General features: G+C 59.7%; 15 protein-coding genes. 10 read left to right on the top strand and 5 right to left on the bottom strand.

Annotated elements, in window-relative coordinates:
• The first annotated feature begins 22 nt into the window (after positions 1–22).
• The 3 genes from ACZ5IL_RS08415 to ACZ5IL_RS08405 all read left to right on the top strand — a co-directional run bounded on the left by ACZ5IL_RS08415 (position 23) and on the right by ACZ5IL_RS08405 (position 1,833).
• The gene (locus tag ACZ5IL_RS08415; RefSeq protein ID WP_464596294.1) at positions 23–910 is read left to right on the top strand and encodes a metallophosphoesterase; all 888 of its coding nucleotides are present in this window, start codon (positions 23–25) and stop codon (positions 908–910) included.
• A gap of 135 nt (positions 911–1,045) precedes the next feature.
• A complete protein-coding gene (locus ACZ5IL_RS08410) occupies positions 1,046–1,375 on the top strand; it encodes a hypothetical protein (protein ID WP_464596293.1) in 330 nt (109 codons plus the stop codon).
• Positions 1,372–1,833, top strand: coding sequence for an integrase core domain-containing protein (locus ACZ5IL_RS08405; protein ID WP_464596291.1), 462 nt, complete (start codon positions 1,372–1,374; stop codon positions 1,831–1,833). The genes ACZ5IL_RS08410 and ACZ5IL_RS08405 overlap by 4 nt, the downstream gene beginning before the upstream one ends.
• A gap of 520 nt (positions 1,834–2,353) precedes the next feature.
• Here ACZ5IL_RS08405 and ACZ5IL_RS08400 read toward each other — a convergent pair.
• Positions 2,354–2,551, bottom strand: coding sequence for a hypothetical protein (locus tag ACZ5IL_RS08400; protein ID WP_425905617.1), 198 nt, complete (start codon positions 2,549–2,551; stop codon positions 2,354–2,356).
• A gap of 215 nt (positions 2,552–2,766) precedes the next feature.
• On the opposite strand from ACZ5IL_RS08400, the gene ACZ5IL_RS08395 reads away from it, so the two are divergent.
• The 3 genes from ACZ5IL_RS08395 to ACZ5IL_RS08385 all read left to right on the top strand — a co-directional run bounded on the left by ACZ5IL_RS08395 (position 2,767) and on the right by ACZ5IL_RS08385 (position 4,043).
• Positions 2,767–2,949, top strand: coding sequence for a hypothetical protein (locus ACZ5IL_RS08395; RefSeq protein ID WP_425905619.1), 183 nt, complete (start codon positions 2,767–2,769; stop codon positions 2,947–2,949).
• 198 nt (positions 2,950–3,147) lie between these two features.
• A complete protein-coding gene (locus ACZ5IL_RS08390; RefSeq protein ID WP_464596288.1) occupies positions 3,148–3,510 on the top strand; it encodes a hypothetical protein in 363 nt (120 codons plus the stop codon).
• 95 nt (positions 3,511–3,605) lie between these two features.
• The gene (locus ACZ5IL_RS08385) at positions 3,606–4,043 is read left to right on the top strand and encodes an integrase core domain-containing protein (RefSeq protein ID WP_464596286.1); all 438 of its coding nucleotides are present in this window, start codon (positions 3,606–3,608) and stop codon (positions 4,041–4,043) included.
• Here ACZ5IL_RS08385 and ACZ5IL_RS08380 read toward each other — a convergent pair.
• Positions 4,033–5,201 (bottom strand): IS3 family transposase gene (locus ACZ5IL_RS08380; protein ID WP_464596281.1). Its coding sequence is split into 2 segments (ribosomal slippage): positions 4,033–4,937 and positions 4,937–5,201, totalling 1,170 coding nucleotides; the frame shifts between segments, so codons are not numbered across the junction. The two genes, ACZ5IL_RS08385 and ACZ5IL_RS08380, sit on opposite strands and share 11 nt — an antisense overlap.
• Positions 5,202–5,537: 336 nt before the next feature.
• Between ACZ5IL_RS08380 and ACZ5IL_RS08375 the strand changes: the two genes are divergently transcribed.
• Entirely contained in the window at positions 5,538–5,747 is a 210-nt protein-coding gene (locus tag ACZ5IL_RS08375; protein WP_425905624.1) for a hypothetical protein, read from the top strand.
• Positions 5,748–6,469: 722 nt separating this feature from the next.
• Here ACZ5IL_RS08375 and ACZ5IL_RS08370 read toward each other — a convergent pair.
• Complete coding sequence (locus tag ACZ5IL_RS08370) at positions 6,470–6,658, bottom strand: hypothetical protein (protein ID WP_464596284.1); 189 nt, start codon at positions 6,656–6,658, stop codon at positions 6,470–6,472.
• An 855-nt stretch (positions 6,659–7,513) separates the two neighbouring features.
• Here ACZ5IL_RS08370 and ACZ5IL_RS08365 point away from each other — a divergent pair.
• From ACZ5IL_RS08365 to ACZ5IL_RS08355, 3 genes are all read left to right on the top strand, one after another.
• Positions 7,514–7,669, top strand: coding sequence for a hypothetical protein (locus ACZ5IL_RS08365; protein ID WP_425905625.1), 156 nt, complete (start codon positions 7,514–7,516; stop codon positions 7,667–7,669).
• 1,452 nt (positions 7,670–9,121) lie between these two features.
• Positions 9,122–9,325 carry a hypothetical protein gene (locus ACZ5IL_RS08360; protein ID WP_141385296.1) on the top strand — a complete coding sequence of 68 codons (204 nt, stop codon included), beginning with the start codon at positions 9,122–9,124 and terminating at the stop codon, positions 9,323–9,325.
• A 535-nt stretch (positions 9,326–9,860) separates the two neighbouring features.
• Positions 9,861–11,029 (top strand): IS3 family transposase gene (locus ACZ5IL_RS08355; protein WP_464596281.1). Its coding sequence is split into 2 segments (ribosomal slippage): positions 9,861–10,125 and positions 10,125–11,029, totalling 1,170 coding nucleotides; the frame shifts between segments, so codons are not numbered across the junction.
• Between the two features lie 1,118 nt (positions 11,030–12,147).
• On the opposite strand, the gene ACZ5IL_RS08350 is transcribed toward ACZ5IL_RS08355, so the two are convergent.
• Positions 12,148–20,691, bottom strand: coding sequence for a GH36-type glycosyl hydrolase domain-containing protein (locus ACZ5IL_RS08350; protein ID WP_464596279.1), 8,544 nt, complete (start codon positions 20,689–20,691; stop codon positions 12,148–12,150).
• 333 nt (positions 20,692–21,024) lie between these two features.
• Complete coding sequence (locus ACZ5IL_RS08345) at positions 21,025–21,333, bottom strand: hypothetical protein (protein ID WP_464596277.1); 309 nt, start codon at positions 21,331–21,333, stop codon at positions 21,025–21,027.
• Positions 21,334–21,398: the final 65 nt, after the last annotated feature.

Here is a 21,398-nt window from a genome sequence, read left to right as displayed (position 1 = left end):
CTCAGAACATGTTGAGCGGCGATTGAAAATCGAAGCCGAGCACGAGGCCCAGCTGTTCGGCCAGGGACTGATCTTCTTCAATCTCGAAAACTGGTACGCAGCACCGTGGATCGTCAGAATCGCGTTGAAACTGACTGGACTTTATGGCCGCGCGCGTCGAAATGCTGACCACGTCGTTGTCAAACACCATAGCGTGGCTTTCGCCAATCTGCCCCCGGCATTTGACAATTTCACTATCCTCCACATCAGCGATCTGCATGCCGACATAAGTGTAGGCGCGATGCGGCATCTGGTCAGCGTGATCGGCGGCCTTCAATACGACATTTGTGTCTTAACCGGAGACTATCGTGGCAGGACGTACGGTCCGTTCGAAAAAAGTCTAGGTATCATCGAGGAGATCCAGGCTCGGTTGAAAGGGCCGATCTATGGGATACTTGGAAACCACGACAGCATCCAAATGGCCCCTTCCATGGAAGCGATGGGAATCCATATGCTTTTCAACGAAAGTGAACCGATTTTCCGTGACGGACAACGCATCTTCCTGGCCGGTGTGGACGATCCGCATTTCTATCGAGCGGACGACGTTGAGAAAGCCGCGAACCAAATTCCTTCAGACGCCTTTTCGATTTTGTTGGCGCACACGCCCGAAGTTTATGATCGAGCGATGAACGCGGGATTCGATCTTATGTTTTGCGGACACACCCACGGGGGCCAGCTCTGCCTGCCCGGTGGAATTCCTATCAAGCTCGAGGCTGCATTGCCTCGATACATGGGCGCTGGACCGTGGCGGCATGGCGGCATGGTCGGATATACCTCGGTGGGCGCTGGCACGAGCATTCTTCCCGTGCGCTTAAACTGCTCACCGGAAATAACTCTGCATACCTTGCGCGCGATGGGCGCTTCCGGCTAACCGCCTATCTTTTCCGGCCGGTTTCTCGCTCCGTACACAGACCCGGATCCTGAGAGGCAGACGGCGATAACTAGCCGCCGCCGGGTTGTTGCATCAATCCTGACGGTTATCGCGATTGTCCAACCTGAAACCCTCGTGCGTTGGCATCGGGCGGGCTTTCGCTGCTACTGGCGGTGGAAATCGCGGCGGCGGGGTGGTCGCCCGCAAATCGAAGCGGACCTGCGCGCGCTGATCCGGCAGATGAGCATGGAGAATTTGCTTTGGGGTGCGCCGCGCATCCACGGCGAACTGCTCAAGCTTGGATTTAGCGTCGCCCAATCAACCGTCGCCAGGTACATGGTGAAACGACGTGGACCGCCCAGTCAGGGGTGGAAGACCTTCTTGCGAAACCACGCTCCGGATATTGCCGCCATGGATTTGTTCGTGGTCCCGACCATTGGCTTCAAACTGCTTACGGCTTCGTGATTGTACGGATTGATCGCAGAGATCTCGTCTGGATCAACGTCACAGCCAACCCGACGGCGGAGTGGATCGCTCGGCAGATCACCGAGGCTTTCCCTTGGGACGGTGCTCCGGGTTACATGATCCGGGACCGTGATCGCATTTACGGTGCGGTCGTCACACGCCGACTGCGTGCCATAGGCATCCGGGACAAGCCTATTGAACCGGCCTCACCCTGGCAGAATGGCTTTGCCGAACGGCTGATTGGATCGATCCGTCGCGAGTGTCTCGATCACGCGATCATCTGTGGCGAGGCACATTTGCGTCGGGTCCTGAAATCTTACGCTGACTATTACAACCGTTTCAGAACGCATCGGTCTTTGAACAAGGATGCACCGGTCTCTCGCTCAGTGCAGCACACCGGTGTCATTCGTTCACGCGCCATCCTGGGCGGACTTCACCACCACTATGGCCGGATTTGAGGTTTTCGGTACAGACAACGGCTGAGCAGCCCGTCTAACTTGGGGTGACTTGACCCGCCGGGAAACTGGCAGGTCTTTTTTTGCCGGCCGACCAGAATCGCAAGGAACTCCCTTCCCGTCCGTGCATTGTCGAGAAGACGGAGAACGCCCCCACGTTCCTTCGTCAAACTTCTGCAGCCCGTCGGCGCGCCCATCGTCGGCGGGCTTCGCGCGTCACTCCGCGCTACACAGTCGCTTCATCATGAACTCGATCTCCCCGGCGGGTTTTTCTTTGAAACCACATCCCCGCCGCCCGCATTATTCATCCGGACCGGTTGATCGCTTGGTACGGCTGATCCCGGTCCCGAAAGGCCCGCTGTGACTGCAACCGGCGGGCCTTTTCGCGGGGTCGCTCAGCGGTGTCGCACCCGCCTTCGGCTCGATCGAAAACAGTCGGCAACTTCCTTGAGGCCGGGACGGCGTTGCCTCGCGCAGTTCGTATTGTCGTCAGCGCCCGTAATGGTGCTGGTGGCTTTCAAGCTCATTTCTGCGGCTGCGATTGCGTCGCGGGGCTGGGCGGATTCTCGGCGGATTTGTCGTGCGTTTTGCGGCCGGGGTAGATTAGCAGGAGGCCGAACAGCACCAGGACAACCGCGCCCGCGATCGCCCAGCGGGTGGTGTTGATGCGCCTTTCATCCCTTGTCCCCCTGGGAGGCTCGTTTTCATTCGGGAATGTCATGGCTGCGCTCCATGCCTGTCTAGGAACAACAACTTCACCGAACTATTACCGTTCCTAAAGCGACCGCGCACGGGCGAGCCGGTGCGTGGCACTCAGGCCAAATGGTGGAAAAATCGGAAGCTGGCGAGGGACAAAAAAAGGTGGCCCGATTCTGCAAGAGCGTACCGGCTGTCACTATATGTTCAGCCGTGGGGGCAACAAAAAAGGAGCTCCCTATGTCCAATCAAAACGAGAAAAATCCGGACCTGCAGCAACCGAACCAAAGTCAAAAGCCGAGCCAGCAGGCCGACGAGGAAGAAATCAGGATGGCCGAAATCAGGAAGGCCGTAAGGGCAGATATGATCGACCCGAAACATCCTCAGGGCCAACAAGATACTGAGTATAGCGGTGGCACCTGATAGGGCCGAGCATCGCCGGGTGACCCGCTGTACGCTTCACGGTGGGTGTGTGTGCCGAAAACCTCATCCGAGTTGATGATGTGATGGAATCGCCTAAGCTGGTGGAATGATCGGGCTGCTCTGTTTCGTTCTGGCTGTCCTGGCCTCGCCATTCAAGTCGAAGTTGCGGCTTGAAGCTGAGAATGCGGTGCTTCGACATTGATTGTATTGCGGCGCAAGCGGCGTGGCCGTGTTCGACCCGCAACCAGCGATCGCTGGTTCTTCGTCCAGCTGTATCGCTGGTTTCCATCAATCCTGACGGTTATCACGATTGTCCAACCTGAAACCCTCGTGCGTTGGCATCGGGCGGGCTTTCGCTGCTACTGGCGGTGGAAATCGCGGCGGCGGGGTGGTCGCCCGCAAATCGAAGCGGACCTGCGCGCGCTGATCCGGCAGATGAGCATGGAGAATTTGCTTTGGGGTGCGCCGCGCATCCACGGCGAACTGCTCAAGCTTGGATTTAGCGTCGCCCAATCAACCGTCGCCAGGTACATGGTGAAACGACGTGGACCGCCCAGTTAGGGGTGGAAGACCTTCTTGCGAAACCACGCTCCGGATATTGCCGCCATGGATTTGTTCGTGGTCCCGACCATTGGCTTCAAACTGCTTACGGCTTCGTGATTGTACGGATTGATCGCAGAGATCTCGTCTGGATCAACGTCACAGCCAACCCGACGGCGGAGTGGATCGCTCGGCAGATCACCGAGGCTTTCCCTTGGGACGGTGCTCCGGGTTACATGATCCGGGACCGTGATCGCATTTACGGTGCGGTCGTCACACGCCGACTGCGTGCCATGGGCATCCGGGACAAGCCTATTGAACCGGCCTCACCCTGGCAGAATGGCTTTGCCGAACGGCTGATTGGATCGATCCGTCGCGAGTGTCTCGATCACGCAATCATCTGTGGCGAGGCACATTTGCGCCGGATACTCAAATCTTATGCTGACTATTACAACGGCGTCCGAACGCATCGATCCCTGAACAAGGATGCGCCGGTTTCTCGCCCGGTTTGGCCTGCCCCTATGAGGTGGTCCGGTTTCAGTCTTAATGCATAATCGGCTTTTCGGCCATTGCTTGCGCTGCTGGCGGAAGCGATCCGGCTGGCTTTGAAGGCCAGGCGATGGCCTCTGGCGCCGGCGGTTTATATCCGAGCGATGAGTGTGGTCGCTCGGTGTTGTAGTAGCGCCGCCATGCCTCGATGATGACCTTGGCCTCGGCGAGGCTGTAGAAGATCTCACCGTTGAGCAGTTCGTCGCGAAGCTTCGAGTTGAAGCTCTCGCAGTAGCCGTTCTCCCAAGGGCTTCCGGGCTCGATGAACGCGGTCTTGGCGCCGACAGCTGCAATCCACTCTCGCACTGCCTTGGCGATGAACTCCGGCCCGTTATCAGAACGAACGTGGCCGGGCACGCCGCGTAGGATGAACAGGTCCGACAAGACGTCGATGACGTCGGTCGAGTTGAGCTTGCGATCAATCCGGATCGCCAGACATTCTCTGGTGAACTCGTCGATGATGTTGAGCATGCGGAACTTCCTGCCATTGTGGGTCCGGCCCTCGACGAAGTCATAGGACCAAACATGGTTTGGATGCTCGGGCCGAAGCCGGACGCACGATCCGTCATTCAGCCAGAGTCTGCCTCTCTTCGGTTGTTTCTGAGGAACCTTCAGCCCCTCCCGCCGCCAGATACGCGCGACACGCTTGGCATTCACCGTCCAACCCTCGGACCGCAGCATCGCCGTGATCCTGCGATAGCCATAGCGGCCGTAGCGTGAGGCCAGACTGATGATGTCGGTCGTCAATGCCTCTTCATCCGGTCGGCTTTGCGGTTTCTTGCGCTGGGTCGAGCGATGCTGGCCCAGAACCTTGCAGGCAAAGCGCTCCGAGACGGAGAACTTCACCATGACATGGTCGACGCAGCGGCGACGGCGGGAAGGGCTCAGAAGTTTCCCGAGGCAGCCTCTTTCAGGATCAGCTTCTCGAGCGTCAGGTCCGACACTGCCTTGCGCAGCCGGTCGTTCTCTTTCTCAAGCTCTTTCAAGCGCTTTACCTGATCGCCCTTCAGGCCACCAAACTCCTTGCGCCACCGGTAATACGTGAACTGCGTCACGCCGATCGAACGAACCGCTTCGCCAACCGATCTGCCTTGTGAAAGCAAAACATCGACCTGGCGCAGCTTCGCGACGATCTCTTCCGCCTTGTGCTTCTTCTGGGGCATTCCAATGTCCTCTCTAACGGCTAATAGCCTAATTCAGGGAGGACCACTTTTCAGGGGGCAGACCAGGTTCAGCGAACCGGTGTGATCAGTTCACGCGCCATCCTGGGCGGACTTCATCACCGCTACGCCCGTGTTTAAGTTTTCGGTACACACAGGGAATTCTGGAAGCTGCCACAGTGCGGATCAGCTTCGCGGTAGCGGTTTCGTCGCGGATAGCCTTCTTCAGGGTTTGCTTGGTCCGTCCGCGCTCACTATCTGGAACGATGACGGTCGACACGGGTTGAGGACCGCGCAAACGTGGCATTCAGGAACCAATCTAGCGAGGAGGAAAAACGAGTGGCCTTTTTCATTGAACTGACGGAAGCGGACAGCAATGCGCGGACGTGGGTCAATTTGGGCCGCGTCAATCGCTTCGTTCAGTCAGCAGGCGGAAATTCCGTCGCGCATTTCGAAAATGGCGTCCGGTTGGATATCCGGGAGTCGATGGCCGAAGTTTTGACGCAAATTCCGCACAACCTCCGCGAAGGGCAGGAATTCGAGGAATAGCCGGCGAGTTTCGCCCAGGTTGCGAGGTTGTCGCCCGCGAGAGCGTTGAAGGCTTCGGACGAGTAATCGGCATTGTCGTCGTAACCGGCGTTCGACGCCGGCGGGAAGTTTTCGAGCGCCGTAAACCAGACCGTCGTTCCACGCGGCGTGACTACATCGGCGGCAACGTGGAGACCACCAGAAGGGTCGCCCGAAAGCGTGTGGCAGCACGGCAGGATGCGCACCGGGATTCCGGTTTCTGGAGGCGCCGTGGGTGACGATAGTGGTTTCGAGCCATGAGCAACTGGTCGGCTTATTGGCGCATACCCCCTAAACAATTCGAAAAAAATGTTGGTTCTGCTGGAACGTCTTTGTGGCGCAAGCATTGTCAATTTGAATGATACGAGGAGGGAGAAATCCACCGAAATATCATCTCAAAGCCCCGTCAGTTACTTCGGTAGCTGGCGGGGCTTTTGTTTGGCTGCCGCCCTCAGAAAGGCCGAATAGAAAGGCGAGTGCTCTTGCGCGCAGAAAGACGAGCGCGGGGCAACCGACCGGTCGATCCCCAGAATCAGTCCTCCGTGCGTGTGCCCGGACAGTTGAAGAGCCACGCTGTCAATCGGCTCGCAAATTTCCGGCAGACACCTCCCAATATCAGTCGGTCAACCGAGATGAAGGGAGGTCTCCTGGGACGAGTTCGCCGCAGCACATTGATTTGTTGCCTCAAGACCAGAATTTCTGCCTCAAGTGCAACTCGCGACCGCAGCAGGTCGATCACCATTCCAAAGATCAGTCTGCACAAATCCAACATCGAGCACCAGCATCGCGGGATTCTTGATCAACCGCCAGCCGGATGTGGTTTGCGACAGGGACAGGACCTTTTCAAAATGCTTATTCGAGATCTCAGCCTTGGAAGTGTAATCCGTCAGCATCGCCCTACAGACCACGCCGGAAATTTTCTAAGGAAACAACCGTCAACGCGCTCACCCCCTGGACAAGGCTCGAAAACCAGCGTCTCAACTTTTGATGATATCGAACCATACGAATTGACGGGCATAGGGCAGCAATTCGTACATTACGCGATGAACGAAATAGTAGCGAAGATTGAATTCAAGGAAGAAGCCGAAAGCTAAGCCTTTCTCTTCCCCTTTCAGCCCCACTACGACGGCCTCGGATTCCCGCGATGCGATTGCTTGGATTCATCGGGCGCGGTATGTGAACTGATGTTCAAAAACCCCAAAAGCCTCTACGAAGTCGCCTTGATGTCGGTGGCCGGATCACTCTTCGTCGTTGTGCTGTTGAAAGCAGCTTTCGCATTTGGCTTCGGCTGAGCCAGAGTCAAAAACATGGTGCCTAGATGAGTAAGAGGGTGGGAAATGTTCTCTACTGGGCTGGCTGCATTCTAGCTGGCATTGCCGTCTTATTCGGCGGACTCATCTCTATCGTCTTATGGCAAAGCGGAAATCCAAACGACCACGAGATGGCTTGGTTTCCGGCTGTCTTCGCAAGTATTGGCGCTCTGATTACCTGGCTGATAGGCCGCGCACTTCAATACGTCTTGTCTGGCAAATAACCAGCAACCTCCTCCGGCGTTGGAAATTTTCCGACGATACATTTCGTATTCATCTTCACCTAAAACGGAACGATCATGCGAACGTCCTCATTTTTCTCAACAGTACTCGCCTCGCTTCTAGCTGGATCGCCCTTGGGCTAGCATCTTCCCTGACTACAAGTTGAAACCACCAGAATGAAGTTGGAACGATGCTGGTAGCCTTGACTTGTAGGCCATGACAGAAAGCTCCGATCTGCGCGACCAAGCTGCCAAATGCCGCCGACTCGCTAAGACCGGGGTGGATCCTAAAACCATAGCCAGCCTGAGCTCCCTTGCGCTTGAATACGACGCCCGTGCGCTGGTCATTGAAGAGCGGCTTACCCACACCTGACACCACATTCGGTTCGGACTTTAGAGAGAGAGATGATACCTGAGATTGGCTCTGAATGGATCGCGCGCGATGGTCGTAAGATGCGTGTGGACGAGGTGATAATACCCGTCGATCCGGACGCGATGCCATGGTGCAAAATGACAGTATTGAACCCCGGCGAGAGGATGCGTCGCCACACCGAAATGTCGGTGTCGAACTTCGGCAAACAAGCCAACATCGGATTTTTGAGGCCGCTTCCATGACAGACACCGAGCGAACGCTCGCAACTGCGGTGAACTCGCCGACGATGCGAAGGACCTGCCTTCGAAGAACCGCTACAGACGCATGCCTGGCTCGCACTTCCCGAGGAGCAAGACTGGCTAGATGGACAGTTGCCAACTCATAAATAGAAAATCCCGCCCGAGCAATGCATTAAGCGTATGGCGGCACTTCGACGAGTGTCCCAATCAAACGGAGCAATGCCTGCTGTTCTGGACCTTTCCCACTCCGTAGGAATTCTCCCAGTTCAATATGCGACAACCGTCCGCCGGATGGGGAATTAGGCTGGTGAATGATAAAGGCATGCCCGTCTGTCGGCTCGCGACCTAAGTACCAGGAATCGCCATTTGGGCTTCGATATAGTTCGCGGCGTTCTGTCATGACTTGCCTCCTCCTGTCTTGAGGTCAGTCTATCACAGGGGGCGCGGGGAAAGGCTTTCGGACTGGACTCTACAAGACCAAGCGACGGCCCCGGCAGCCTGCAAATGCCGAGACCGCCACAGGCGGGGTGCCATGGGCAACACCCCCAATAGCCAAACCCCCAACTGGCATAAGGTTACTCTTCCAAATCAGGATTATTTACATCGCCCCTAAGAATATTGGTGCAGCCTTCCGCGACGGGGCGTCTGCCCACCAAACTCGACCATAATACCTTCTTTTCTTTTGTGCGGCTCTAGTTTTGATCGGTGGGACTGCCCATATAGTTATTATTGCCAGCAACGCTATCCAACCGGCACTGGCGACAGAGAGACGCTCCTGTGCTCCCGCCCACAAAGGGAGCAAGCTATGTACGCCATGGTCTATCCGATTCATCTTCAGAGAAGCTCGGAGCGCAGATGGGCAAATCGTGCCGCCCGTGAGATACCCGTCCGAAGATCGCGCCCCGAAGGGACTGATACCTGCGCTTGTGGGAATACCGTAACAGCACCCATGAACTCGCGATATTCGCCTCATATCGTCACCAACGAATGGTACTGCACTAAGTGCAACGCCAGGTGGACGACCGAAGCATCCATTCCGTGCGGCTAACGCGTCAAGCCTTCCTTTTAGTCAGGCTTTTTCGCCACAAAGCCGCATAATGACGGTGCTTACATCGTTATCAGCGCTCGCCCTCGCTTCGCAGTCCAGGCCTCTGCATTTATCGGTGACTGAGAGCGTTGCGCTTCCGTCTCCTGCCAAAAAAGGAGCCACGCCATGCAGACTCGATCTCGCTTTCTACCGAATCCAAAATCGCTCTATCAACGTCTCAACGATGAAGCTCAGCGTCTGCGTAAAGAGGCGCGCGGTACTCAGCTCGGCGTTGAGCGAGAGCGGCTAATCCGAGAAGCACGCCAGGCTGAAACAGCGTCGCACATCGACCAGTGGCTGTCGTCCCCAGGCCTTCGGGCGCCGACATAATGAGCAAATATCACACCTACGTTTGGGCAAGCACGAAACGCCTGATTCTTTATTTGCAGTGCTTGTGATGCTACTCAGTCTCTCCGTCTTCACCGGGCGCGGCACGCCACCTAAATCCGGCGAGAATGCGCCGAGTAGCCCAACGCAGACGCAATTGCAGAGATGGGCTTAACCGCCGTGTCCACCGCGGTAGAACTCGACGGGCCGCATCGGTCAATAAAAGGAGAGCAGCGATCGGGAAGCCTATCATTAACGATATGTCTCTGTATGCGGCGTGCTAGGGTGATGGCAGCCAGCAGCCAACCACATTGAAGGAGGTGCCTAAGTGATAGGCCAGATTGCATTTGTGTCTATTACAGCGGGCCTTGCATGCACCTTCGCGGTATTTGCTCACTTCAGGCACAAGCGGGTTTTGCTCACGGTACAACAAGACGCTTCGCCGGTTTTCCTTGATCTATTGGTTGAGGGTGTGGTCTGCCCCCTGAAAAGTGGTCCTCCCTGAATTAGGCTATTAGCCGTTAGAGAGGACATTGGAATGCCCCAGAAGAAGCACAAGGCGGAAGAGATCGTCGCGAAGCTGCGCCAGGTCGATGTTTTGCTTTCACAAGGCAGATCGGTTGGCGAAGCGGTTCGTTCGATCGGCGTGACGCAGTTCACGTATTACCGGTGGCGCAAGGAGTTTGGTGGCCTGAAGGGCGATCAGGTAAAGCGCTTGAAAGAGCTTGAGAAAGAGAACGACCGGCTGCGCAAGGCAGTGTCGGACCTGACGCTCGAGAAGCTGATCCTGAAAGAGGCTGCCTCGGGAAACTTCTGAGCCCTTCCCGCCGTCGCCGCTGCGTCGACCATGTCATGGTGAAGTTCTCCGTCTCGGAGCGCTTTGCCTGCAAGGTTCTGGGCCAGCATCGCTCGACCCAGCGCAAGAAACCGCAAAGCCGACCGGATGAAGAGGCATTGACGACCGACATCATCAGTCTGGCCTCACGCTACGGCCGCTATGGCTATCGCAGGATCACGGCGATGCTGCGGTCCGAGGGTTGGACGGTGAATGCCAAGCGTGTCGCGCGTATCTGGCGGCGGGAGGGGCTGAAGGTTCCTCAGAAACAACCGAAGAGAGGCAGACTCTGGCTGAATGACGGATCGTGCGTCCGGCTTCGGCCCGAGCATCCAAACCATGTTTGGTCCTATGACTTCGTCGAGGGCCGGACCCACAATGGCAGGAAGTTCCGCATGCTCAACATCATCGACGAGTTCACCAGAGAATGTCTGGCGATCCGGATTGATCGCAAGCTCAACTCGACCGACGTCATCGACGTCTTGTCGGACCTGTTCATCCTACGCGGCGTGCCCGGCCACGTTCGTTCTGATAACGGGCCGGAGTTCATCGCCAAGGCAGTGCGAGAGTGGATTGCAGCTGTCGGCGCCAAGACCGCGTTCATCGAGCCCGGAAGCCCTTGGGAGAACGGCTACTGCGAGAGCTTCAACTCGAAGCTTCGCGACGAACTGCTCAACGGTGAGATCTTCTACAGCCTCGCCGAGGCCAAGGTCATCATCGAGGCATGGCGGCGCTACTACAACACCGAGCGACCACACTCATCGCTCGGATATAAACCGCCGGCGCCAGAGGCCATCGCCTGGCCTTCAAAGCCAGCCGGATCGCTTCCGCCAGCAGCGCAAGCAATGGCCGAAAAGCCGATTATGCATTAAGACTGAAACCGGACCACCTCATAGGGGCAGGCCACTGACGGTATTCAAGTGGGTGATTTCCTCCTGACGGATCACGCGCGAGAATGCTTGCGTCGCAAGGACTCCCTGTTGATCACACCCCCACGGCAGGGCCGCATGAACCCGTCGGAGCAGCGATCATGTTGTTGATCTCAACAAGATGATTCCTAGGCCTCGCATCGGCCAAATGGGTCATCAGGACGCACAGCAACGCAGCCGCTAGAAAGGTTCGCATGCTCGTCGATTTTATCTTGTGGTGTTGGTGGATAGGCCTAGGCTTGATAAGCCGTGTTGGCGCTATAGAGCGACCCGGTAGTACGGCCCGACACGCCTGCTCTCACGAGTGACCGCGTGTCGGGCTGTTGCTCTAGCTGAAGTGCTCGCCGTCAGGGCGGCCCGCGAGAAAGGTTCGCACAGTCATCGAATTACCTTGTGATGCTTGTGGATAGGCCTAGGGTGGATATCCGTATTGGCGCTGTAGAGCCGATCCGGTATGGCTCCCGGCGCGCCACTTCCCAGGAAAACGTGCCGGGGCCTATCTCAAGCGGTATTCAACTGAGAAGTCGGTCTTCGGTTTTTGCGCCTCAGTTGCCCAAGCTGTCCAAACATAAAGAGCGGTGACATCGATCGCATCCGTCGCTTGCACCAGGTTAGGCTTGGTGCCTTTCCTCTTGCGCGCCATAAGCTGCGGCAGACAGCGAGCGATTACGGCTCCTCAACCCGCCTCACCCGAGCGAGATTGCTGTCCGCGATCTCAAAGAAGAGCGGGAATTTTGGTGACGGTTCTCTTCATCAACTCAGCGCGAATCCCAATAGAGACTTGGGGAGGTTCGGTATCGCAACCGATTAGCGATCGTGGCCTAGGATCCAGCGGGTTGGCTGCAAACTTGCTCCGGCCAAGTGCTGCGGCAAGCTGAATCTTGATTTCCCTCAGTTTGTAGGGGTCGCGCTCCAGCATGCCGCGTCTGAATAGAGCCACTGCGTCTGCTGTTATGTGCGCCGAGCTGCGGCGCCTGAGCAGCGCCGATGGAAGCAAGATGTCGCGGCGATGACAGGGCCAGGCCCGAATAGCTGGCTGGTCGGACGAGCTCAGCTTTGTCCTACAAATCAAATCTGTCCGCCCCCAAAATGATCGCGAGGACGTGTTTCTTTCCATCTAAGGGAACGTGCACAACACCCTCTGTGCGACCAACAGGCTCGCCGTCAAGGTCAGCTTGAACCACATTGCGGCCCGCGCCGGGCAGGTTCCGAACGCAGATATCATAGTGCGTAGAAGCTACTTTTACCGCGGCTTCGAAACCAGGCCAGGCGGAGGGAATACAGGGAGCAATGACGAGAAACGCACCCTCGCGGCGAATGCCAAGAATGCTCTCGACGCCTGCGCGGTACATCCACGCCGCCGAGCCCGTGTACCAAGTCCACCCCCCGCGACCCGTATGGGGAGGCACGGAGTAGACGTCGGCGGCGACCACATAAGGCTCGACCTTGTAGCGCTCGACCTCGTCGAGGGTCCTCGCGTGGTTGATGGGGTTAGCTAACGAAAACAGATCAACTGCGCATGCGCCCTCCCCTAGCTTCGCGAACGCCATAATCGCCCACATGGCAGCGTGACTATATTGCCCGCCATTTTCGCGCAGCCCCGGCGGGTAACCCTTGATGTAGCCCGGATCGCGCGGCGTCGTGTCGAAGGGTGGCGTGAATAGCAGGACGAGGCCGTCGTCATGGCGGATGAGATGCCGGTCGAGTGCCGCCATTGCCCGGGCGGCGTGCTCGGAATCGGAGGTTTCCGACAGCACCGCCCAAGACTGGGCGATGGAGTCGATCCGGCATTCCTCGCTCTCCTTCGAGCCGAGCCACGTCCCGTCGTCGAACGTAGCCCGGCGATACCATTCGCCGTCCCAGGCCTCGCGCTCGATCGCGGCTTGGACGGAGGCGGCATGCGTCCGCCAGCGGTCAGCGCGGCCCGGACCGCGACTGTCGGCGAATGGAGCAAAGAGCGCGATAGTGCGCACCAGCAGCCAGCCGAGCCATACGCTCTCGCCCCTGCCGTCCTCACCGACCCGGTTCATACCGTCGTTCCAATCGCCCGTACCGATGAGCGGCAGGCCGTGCTCGCCGGTGAGGTCGAGGCACTGGTCGAGCCCGCGGGCGCAATGCTCGAACAGCGACGCCCGCTCGTTCGCGATCATCGGCTGGAAAAAGGCATCGTGCTCTCCGCCACCAAGAGGCGCTCCCTCAAGAAACGGCACAACCTCGTCCAGAGCGGCCGTATCGCCGGATGCCGTGATATAGGTCGCGGCAGCGAAGGCGAGCCAGACCCGGTCGTCGGAAATGCGTGTGCGCACGCCCTGACCCGAATGCGGCAACCACCAATGCTGGACGTCGCCTTCGATAAACTGCCGGGCGGCCGCCCGCAGGAGATGGCGGCGCGTCTCGTCCGGCGCGGCAAAGGACAGCGCCATGGTGTCCTGGAGCTGATCGCGAAAGCCGTAGGCGCCACTCGCCTGGTAGAAAGCCGAGCGGGCCAGCACGCGGCACGCGAGCGTCTGATAGAGCAACCAGCCGTTCAGCATGAGGTCCATCGTCCGGTCCGGCGTCTTTACGCGGACCGCGCCGAGCAGGGTCTCCCAATGATCCGCCACCGATGCCAGCACGGTGTCGAGGTCGGTTTCGCGGGTTCGGGCGATCAGCTCGCGTGCATCCTCGACCGAACCGCATTGTCCGAGGAGCCAAACGATCTCGGTCGTCTCACCTGCCCCGAGTTCGATGCTCGTTGCGAGCGCAGCGCAGGGGTCGAAGCCGGCACCAACCGCACCGGACAGCGTTCCGCCATGGACCAGCGCGGCCGGTGCTTCAAGTGCACCATTATGACCGACAAACTCGGCGCGGTCGGCCGTCCAGGCCGTCTGCCGCCCGCCAAGATCGGCGAAGGCGATCCGGCCGGGAAAGGCGGTGCTCCAGGGATTGCGGGCGAGAATGGCGCCGCTGACCGCATCGATCTCCGTTACGATGAACGGCGCGGAGGCACCGCGGGACGTGCCAAGCACCCACTCGGCATAAGCGGTGATCGACAGCCGCCGGGCGCGTCCTGAGCGGTTGCTAAGTGTCAGGCGGGAGATCTTGACCGGATCGGATAGCGGCACGAATTGCAGCAGCTCGAGCGCAATGCCGTTTGCCTCGTGCTCGAAGCGACTGTAGCCGAAGCCATGGCGGGCGACATAGAGCCCGCCATCTCGGATGGGTTGTGCCGTCGGGCTCCAGAGATCGCCCGTGACCTCATCGCGGACATACATCGCCTCGACGGGAGGGTCGCTCACCGGGTCGTTCGACCATTGCGTCAACTGGTTTTCGCGGCTGTTCCCGGCCCAAGTATAGCCGGCTCCCTCCGTCGAGACCTGGAAGCCGAAGCAGGAATTGGCGATTACGTTGATCCAGGGTGCGGGCGGCAGGCGCTCACCGTCGAGGACGGTCACGTATTCTCGCCCGTCTTTGTCAAAGCCGCCTAGACCATTGAAGAATTCGAGACCGGCTGTCGCCAACGTCGCCGCTGACTGCTGGGCGGCGGGAATTGCCGCCCTCGGTTTTGGATGTTTGAGCGGCAAAGATCCGCCCGACGGCGGTCGTAGGCGGGCGAGCTGATCGGCGAGCGTACCGCGATATGCGTGCAGGACGACACGGGCGACCGCATGCAGCAGCGATCGGGCCTCGGCGTTCATGAGGTCGGCACGGAGCGCATAGACCGCGCCTTGCGCGGGAACGTCGCCGACGCGGGGTCGCGACTGGCTGCTGCGCACTGCGGTTTCGATCGCGATCTGCAGGTCCTGCATATAGGAAGCGGCGTGCTCGTTGACGATGACGAGATCGACCGCGAGACGCTTCATGCGCCAGTACTCGTGCGCGCGGAGCAACTGGGCGATCTGAGCCATGTCCTCGATATCGTAAATTCGCAGCACGACGATCGGCAGGTCGCCGGAGATAGCATAGGGCCACAGGCCAGACTGGGCGCCCGCTCCGCGCTGGATCGCCTCCGAAGGCACCCGGAAGCGCGGGTCGGCGTAGAGGATGGGCGCCGCGAGACGCTGGAAATCTGCGGCTTCTGCCGTGGCGATGCCAAGATGCCGAAGCTGGACCTGTCCCTTAGTCCACGCCAGGGTCCTCGCCCGGTCGAATGCGCTGCGATCTTGGTTCTTGTCGATCAGCCCCAAAAGTTCGTCTCGTGACGACGCGGCAACGGTCCAGAAGGCGACCCGTGCAATCTTGCCGGGTTGAATCATTACGCGCTGCCTAAGCGAGAAGATCGGATCGAGAACCGTCCCCACCGTTTTCGAAAGCGGATGGCCGTCCAGGATAGCGGTAGCATCGGCAACCGCGCGGCCGCGGCCAAGAAAACGAGCCCGATCGGTCTCATATTGCGGATCGGCCGCGACCTCGCCTTCAACGACAGCGAAATGGGCAACCCAGAGCCGAGGCTCGTTGTTCGACCTCGGACGGCGAGTCGCGAGGAGCGCGTCGAATTCGGGAAGATGCTCGGTCTGAACGAACAGCTTGGAAAAAGCCGGATGGGCATTGTCAGCGGCCGGCGCCGCCAGCACCACCTCCGCGTAGGACGTGATCTCGATCTCGCGCGGCCGGCCTCCCTTGTTGGTCAAGCTGACGCGGCGGACCTCGCCATCGTCCTCGCTCAAAACCAGGATGTCCGTTGTCGTCGTTAGACTGCCATCGCGGTGGACGAACTGTGCATGGTCCTCGCCGAAAAAGACTTCGTCGTGATCGGCATCGCTGCCGTCGGACCGTGCGCCTACCGACCAAATTTTCCCACTTCGGCCGTCTTTGAGAAAAAGGAATGATCCCCAGTTGTCGCGAGTCGTGTCCTCCCGCCAGCGCGTCACCGCGATGTCTCGCCAGCGACTGTAGCCGCCTCCGGTCGCGGTCAGCATCACGGCGTAGCGTCCGTTCGAAAGCAGATGCGTGACCGGCGGGCCGCCCGTCGATGCCGAAAGGCGGCGTACGGTCACGGCCTCGGTGACCGTCCCCGGAGGGGGTGACTTCACCTCCTCAGCGCGGGGATGCACAATCGCAACCTCCATTGGTATGCGCTCCTGCAACAGAAGCTCGCTGGCCTTTATCATAGGCTCGCGATGGAACCTGGCGCGCATACAGCCATCGTCCAGGGTGTTGGCGATGGCGACGATGGTCATGCCCTGGTGATGCGCCATAAAGGCGCGCACGATCGCGACGTTCTCACCCGCCGGCAGACGCGAGCGGGTGAAATCGAGAGACTCATAAAAGCCGTAGCGGCCCCGAGCGCCCATCGCCGCAAGCCGGACGTAGTTCGCTTCCGCGCCCGCCGGATCGACCATGGCCGCCAGCGCCGTGGCGTAGGGCGCGATCACGGCGTTCGCCGAGAGCCCGCGCTTGAGGCCGAGGCCGGGCACGCCGAAGTTGGAATATTGATAGGTGAATTCGATGTCGCGAGCGTTGTAGGCCGATTCTGAAACGCCCCAGGGAACCCCAAGGGATCGGCCATACGCCTGCTGACGTTTCACAACCAGATGGCCGGTCTGCCCGAGCAGACTGTCGTCGGGCGCGCGCATCACCAGCGACGGCATCAGGTATTCGAACATTGACCCCGACCAGGAGACCAGCGCCGCGCCGCCACCAAGCGGCGTTACCGCACGGCCGAGGCGGAACCAGTGCTTTGTCGGGACGTCGCCCTTGGCGATCGCAAACAGGCTCGCGAGCCGCGCTTCGGACGCGAGAAGGTCGTAGCAGCTCGAGTCAAGGCCATTGTCGGCAAGCGAATAGCCGATCGAAAGCAGCTTCCGATCGGGATCGAGGAGAAAAGCGAAATCCATTGCCAGCGCCATTTCGCGCGCTGTGTTGGCGAGCGCCTTCAACCGCCCGTTCAGAGGGCGGGCGGGGTCGGCAAGTCCGGGACGATCGCGCAAAAATTCGAGCCCAATCCTCTTCAATGCCCCGATCCAGAACAGGAGATCCGGTGTGTCGCAGTCCTCAGAAATGGGCGTAACGCTGCGAGCGGCCGCGGCTGCCTTTTCGGTAAGCCGGTTCAGGGAGGCGGCTATCCGTTCGATTGCCTCAGCCCCATTCAACCGGGTCTCGATATCGTCAAAAGCGGCGAAGAGCGAGTGCCCCCTGCCCCCCGCGTTCGTCGGCAGAGCTTCCGCAGCCTCGCGCGCCAGTCGGAGGGCATCGTTCATCCCGACTCTCGCATCCGGCATGCACGTCGGATCCATCCATTCTTCGCAGGCATTGGCGAGCGCAATCAGATGGCCAGCGAGATTGCCACTGTCGACCGACGAGACATAAGCCGGGTCGAGCGGGCGCAGATCCCGCGTATCGTACCAGTTGAAGAAGTGCCCCTTGAACTGGGCGAGTTTCCGCATCGAGCCGAGCGTAGCCTCGAGGCGCTCAACGGTCTCGGTCGTTCCCGCCCAGCCGAAGTCGCGGGCGGCGACCGCGGACAGGAGATAAAGTCCGATGTTGGTGGGCGAGGTGCGGTGCGCGAGCGCGGGCTTCGGATCTTCCTGGAAGTTGTCGGGCGGCAGCATGTTGTCGTCCGGCGTCACGAACGTCTCGAAATAGCGCCAGGTGCGGCGCGCGATGAGGCGCAAGTCGGTCGCATCTGCCGGCGAAATCGAAAGCCGCCGCGCGATCGGCGGCGCCCGGCTGATCCGGAAGGCGAGTGCCGGCGCACATGCCCACAGCAGTACGAAAGGCAGGACGAGCGGCCAGGATGCCGGAACAGCCGCCAGCGTGAGCGACGCCAGGGCCAAGCCGAGCACCACGCCGCCTGCCATCCCGCGATAGAAGCCGCCCATGCCCAGCCGAGCCGCCGCCGTCGATTTCGCTGCCGTAGTCCATTCGAGGAGATGACGGCGAGTCACGAACAGTCGCAGCAGGGTTCTGGCGATGGCGTCTGCCGCCCGTTGCGCATGGTCGGGCAAAAAGGCGACCGTGAACGACGTCTGGGCGGCGGCGAGGCGGAGACCTCCGGCAAGCGCGCCGAGATGGTTGCGCACGCGAAGCCCGGCGCGACGTGGCAGGACCGAGAAGACGCTCGGGAGGAATGCCGGGATGGCGACGGTGGCGAGGACGAGCAGGAGCCCGACGATGGCAGCCGGCATCGGCAGCAACCAGCAGAAGACGACCGCCATCAGCGTGGTCGGCGCAAGCAGCGAGCGCCTTAGATTGTCAAGCATCCTTAAGCGACCAAGGAGTGGCATCGTCCCGCCGCGACCAACGATCCAGGGCAAGAGCTGCCAGTCGCCACGCACCCAACGATGCTGGCGCTTGGCAGCAACGTTGTATCGATTCGGAAACTCCTCGACGACCTCGATGTCGGACGCGAGGCCCGCGCGAGCAAAAACACCCTCGAAGAGATCGTGGCTGAGGAGGGCATTGTCAGGCACGCGCCCGGCGAGCGCCGCCTCGAATGCATCGACGTCATAGATGCCCTTACCGGTGTAGGTACCCTCGCCAAATAGGTCCTGGTAGACGTCGGAGATCGCCGCCGCATACGGGTCTATACCTGCGGGTCCGGAAGACACTCTTTGATAGACAGACCCCTCACGGCCGAGCGGTAGCGCGGGTGTGACGCGGGGCTGGATGATCGCGTAGCCGCTAATGACCCTCCGCTCGCGTTCACTGAACTGCGGCCGGTTCACCGGGTGAGCCATCTTACCGACCAGGCGGCGAGCGGCATCGCGCGGCAGTCTGGTGTCGGCATCGAGGGTGATGACGAAGCGGACATTGTCCGGAACACGAGGTGCCTTGCCCGCCACCGCCACGAAGGTTGTGTCGGGAGCCCCACGCAGAAGCCGGTTGAGTTCGTGCAGCTTGCCGCGCTTGCGCTCCCATCCCATCCACACGTTCTCGCGGGCGTTGAATACGCGGCGACGATGCAGAAGGAGGAAACGGTCGCCATCCGGTCCTGGGCCATAATGACGGTTTAGACGTGCGATCGCCTCGGCCGCGACCCCGAGCGGATGTGCGTCGCTGGCGACGATCTCCCGGTCAGCATCGACGCCGTCCGAAAGAAGAGCGAAGGTCAGATCTCCGCCGGAGCCGGCGAGATAATGGACTTCAAGCCGGTCGACCTGCTCCATGAGATCGACTTCATTCGTCAACAGCGTCGGAACGGCAATCAGCGTCCGAAACGATTTCGGGACACCCTCAGCGAGTTCTAGCCCAGGCAGGGTGGTCGCACCGAAGCTCCAGGTGATCGCACGGTTGACCAGTGCGGTTGCCACCTCGGTCGTCGGCAAGAATCCCCACAGTGCAAACAAGACAACCCAGTTGGCGTCGAGGCCCGAAGCCGAAAGCGTCCATAAACCGAGGGCCAGCAGCGCCGCGGTGACCGACAGGATGACCCCAACGTAACCGATGATGCCAGGGCGCAGGCTAAGACGGCTGATCCGCAGTCGGACACCCGGCTTGAAGCCGATCGTCCGTTCGAACGCACGGCGCCCCTCGGCGATCAGATGATAGCCGGGATCCCCAACTCTCTCGCGCTCCTTGGGATCATGTGCTTGCGCGGCCGCCCCGGAGGATACCAACAACACCTGCTCGGCAACCTCGATCTCGGACGATAGCGAGCCGCGGGCGAGTTCTTCGATCGCGCTTCGGTAAAGATTGCGGGTTGGGAAATCCATCGCGGCAAACGCGCTTCCAACGCGAAGCCGCTTATCAACGAGACTGAGGCTCTCGAACAGGTCCGCCCAGTCGATGTCGGAGATCAGCCGCATGCTGGTGATAACGTTGCGGACGGAAACGTTGGACGCGCCCAGCCTGTGCTGGGCATTCTGCACGACATCCTCGATCGAGGACTCCTGCAGACGGAGCCGCTCCGCGAGCAAGCCGAGCGCGGGAGTTGTTCTCGGATCCTGATCCCTCAGGCGCTTGGCGAGTTGCGCTGCGTACACCTCCGACAGGGGCGCACTCAAACGCGCGCCGATATCAGCGTCGAGCGCGGATTGCGCACCTCCTGATTCCAGAAGCCTGTCGGCGAGTCGATCTGCATCCGCGCGTTCTCCGCGTCCCGCGACGATCTGGTCTGCCAATCGTCGCAGGTTCTCGATGAGGACGATGCGAAGGGTGATCGCAACGGCCCACAACTCGCCGATCGTAAGCGGCTGAACCTGCTGATAGGCTGCAATGAACCGGCGCAATATCTCTAGGTCGATGTGGCTGTCTGTGTGGGCGACAAAAGCCCAGGCCAAGCCGAATACGCGCGGATATCCAACAAACGGACCGTCAGCTAGTTTGGGCAGCTGCCGGTAATAGCCGGGTGGCAGATCAGCTCGGACTTCGCGGATCTGCTCTTCGACCAGGTGATAGTTGTCCAGCAGCCATTCCGCCGCGGGAACCACGCCTCGGCCGCTTTCGAGATCGGAAGCGCAGATGCGATAGGCCGCCAATAAGGCAGCGGCATTTTCACTCAGCCGCGCCTGCAGAGATCTGACTGGCGGCGGTCGCGTCGTGACCTGCTGCGCTGCGGCCAAGCTTTCCGCATGCCGTTCCAGGCGTTCGACACCAAATAGTTCCTCGCGCACTGGAGAAGTGCCGTTCCACGGTGCTGATCGAGGGCGGGACCATAGCCCGCCGTGGAAGAAAGTCTGAAGCATTCGCGCCTTTCCGGCTGCACGGTTAGCGCCGTATGCGAGGGAGGACCGTCGCCCTTTCCAGAACGATTTATTAACAATGGCCGTCGCTGCTTTTCCGTAGACCGGATTCGTTCTTGAGAACGAAATAGAGTCAAACCCAGAACTTCACGAACGGGCTTTGCGCTTGCGGCGGGCGATGTGCGGTTTCTTCGGCGAGATTCAAAAACGGCTGATCAGAATCATTTCGCAAGGTCGAACAAGCAACGCCCAAGTCGGAGATGTGGCAGGCTGGAAGCCGGTCCTCTCTGCCCTAAAGACCGATACGGCGAAGCGGGATAAACTCGATGAAGACCATTAACTTACGGCATCGACCTTGGTGCGGACCTTCGTTTCCGCGTTATACACTTCCACGCGGAGCATCGGAAATTTTTCTAGAAGTTCCTCACCGGCCGCTTTGGCGGCTTGCTCATCGGAAAAGTTACCCTTGAGCTTTCCGTCCACGACCATTGCAAAACCCTCAGTCGGGATAATGTCCGCGCGCTGAGCATTCCGAGGCCGAAGCTCCTCCAACAATTGAGTTTCGTTCGGCTTATGCTTAAAGGTTTTCATGGCTACCTGATTTGTGGGGATCGCGTTTTGTGTACCGATTCGCGATTCCAGCATCGCGGCTCATATTGCAGCAACGAGATCCTATCGTCCGCATTCAATGGACATGTCGCGACTGAGTT

This window comes from Nitrobacter sp. CN101, from assembly GCF_055390255.1.
This window is presented reverse-complemented; position numbering and strand designations above follow the sequence as displayed.

Coding starts and splice junctions, on each gene's coding strand:
- ACZ5IL_RS08395 (WP_425905619.1), top strand. CDS start 2,767: ATGTCCAATCAAAACGAGAAAAATCCGGACCTGCAGCAACCGAACCAA.
- ACZ5IL_RS08370 (WP_464596284.1), bottom strand. CDS start 6,658: ATGCTGACGGATTACACTTCCAAGGCTGAGATCTCGAATAAGCATTTT.
- ACZ5IL_RS08350 (WP_464596279.1), bottom strand. CDS start 20,691: ATGCTTCAGACTTTCTTCCACGGCGGGCTATGGTCCCGCCCTCGATCA.
- ACZ5IL_RS08360 (WP_141385296.1), top strand. CDS start 9,122: ATGCAGACTCGATCTCGCTTTCTACCGAATCCAAAATCGCTCTATCAA.
- ACZ5IL_RS08345 (WP_464596277.1), bottom strand. CDS start 21,333: ATGCTGGAATCGCGAATCGGTACACAAAACGCGATCCCCACAAATCAG.
- ACZ5IL_RS08400 (WP_425905617.1), bottom strand. CDS start 2,551: ATGACATTCCCGAATGAAAACGAGCCTCCCAGGGGGACAAGGGATGAA.
- ACZ5IL_RS08365 (WP_425905625.1), top strand. CDS start 7,514: ATGACAGAAAGCTCCGATCTGCGCGACCAAGCTGCCAAATGCCGCCGA.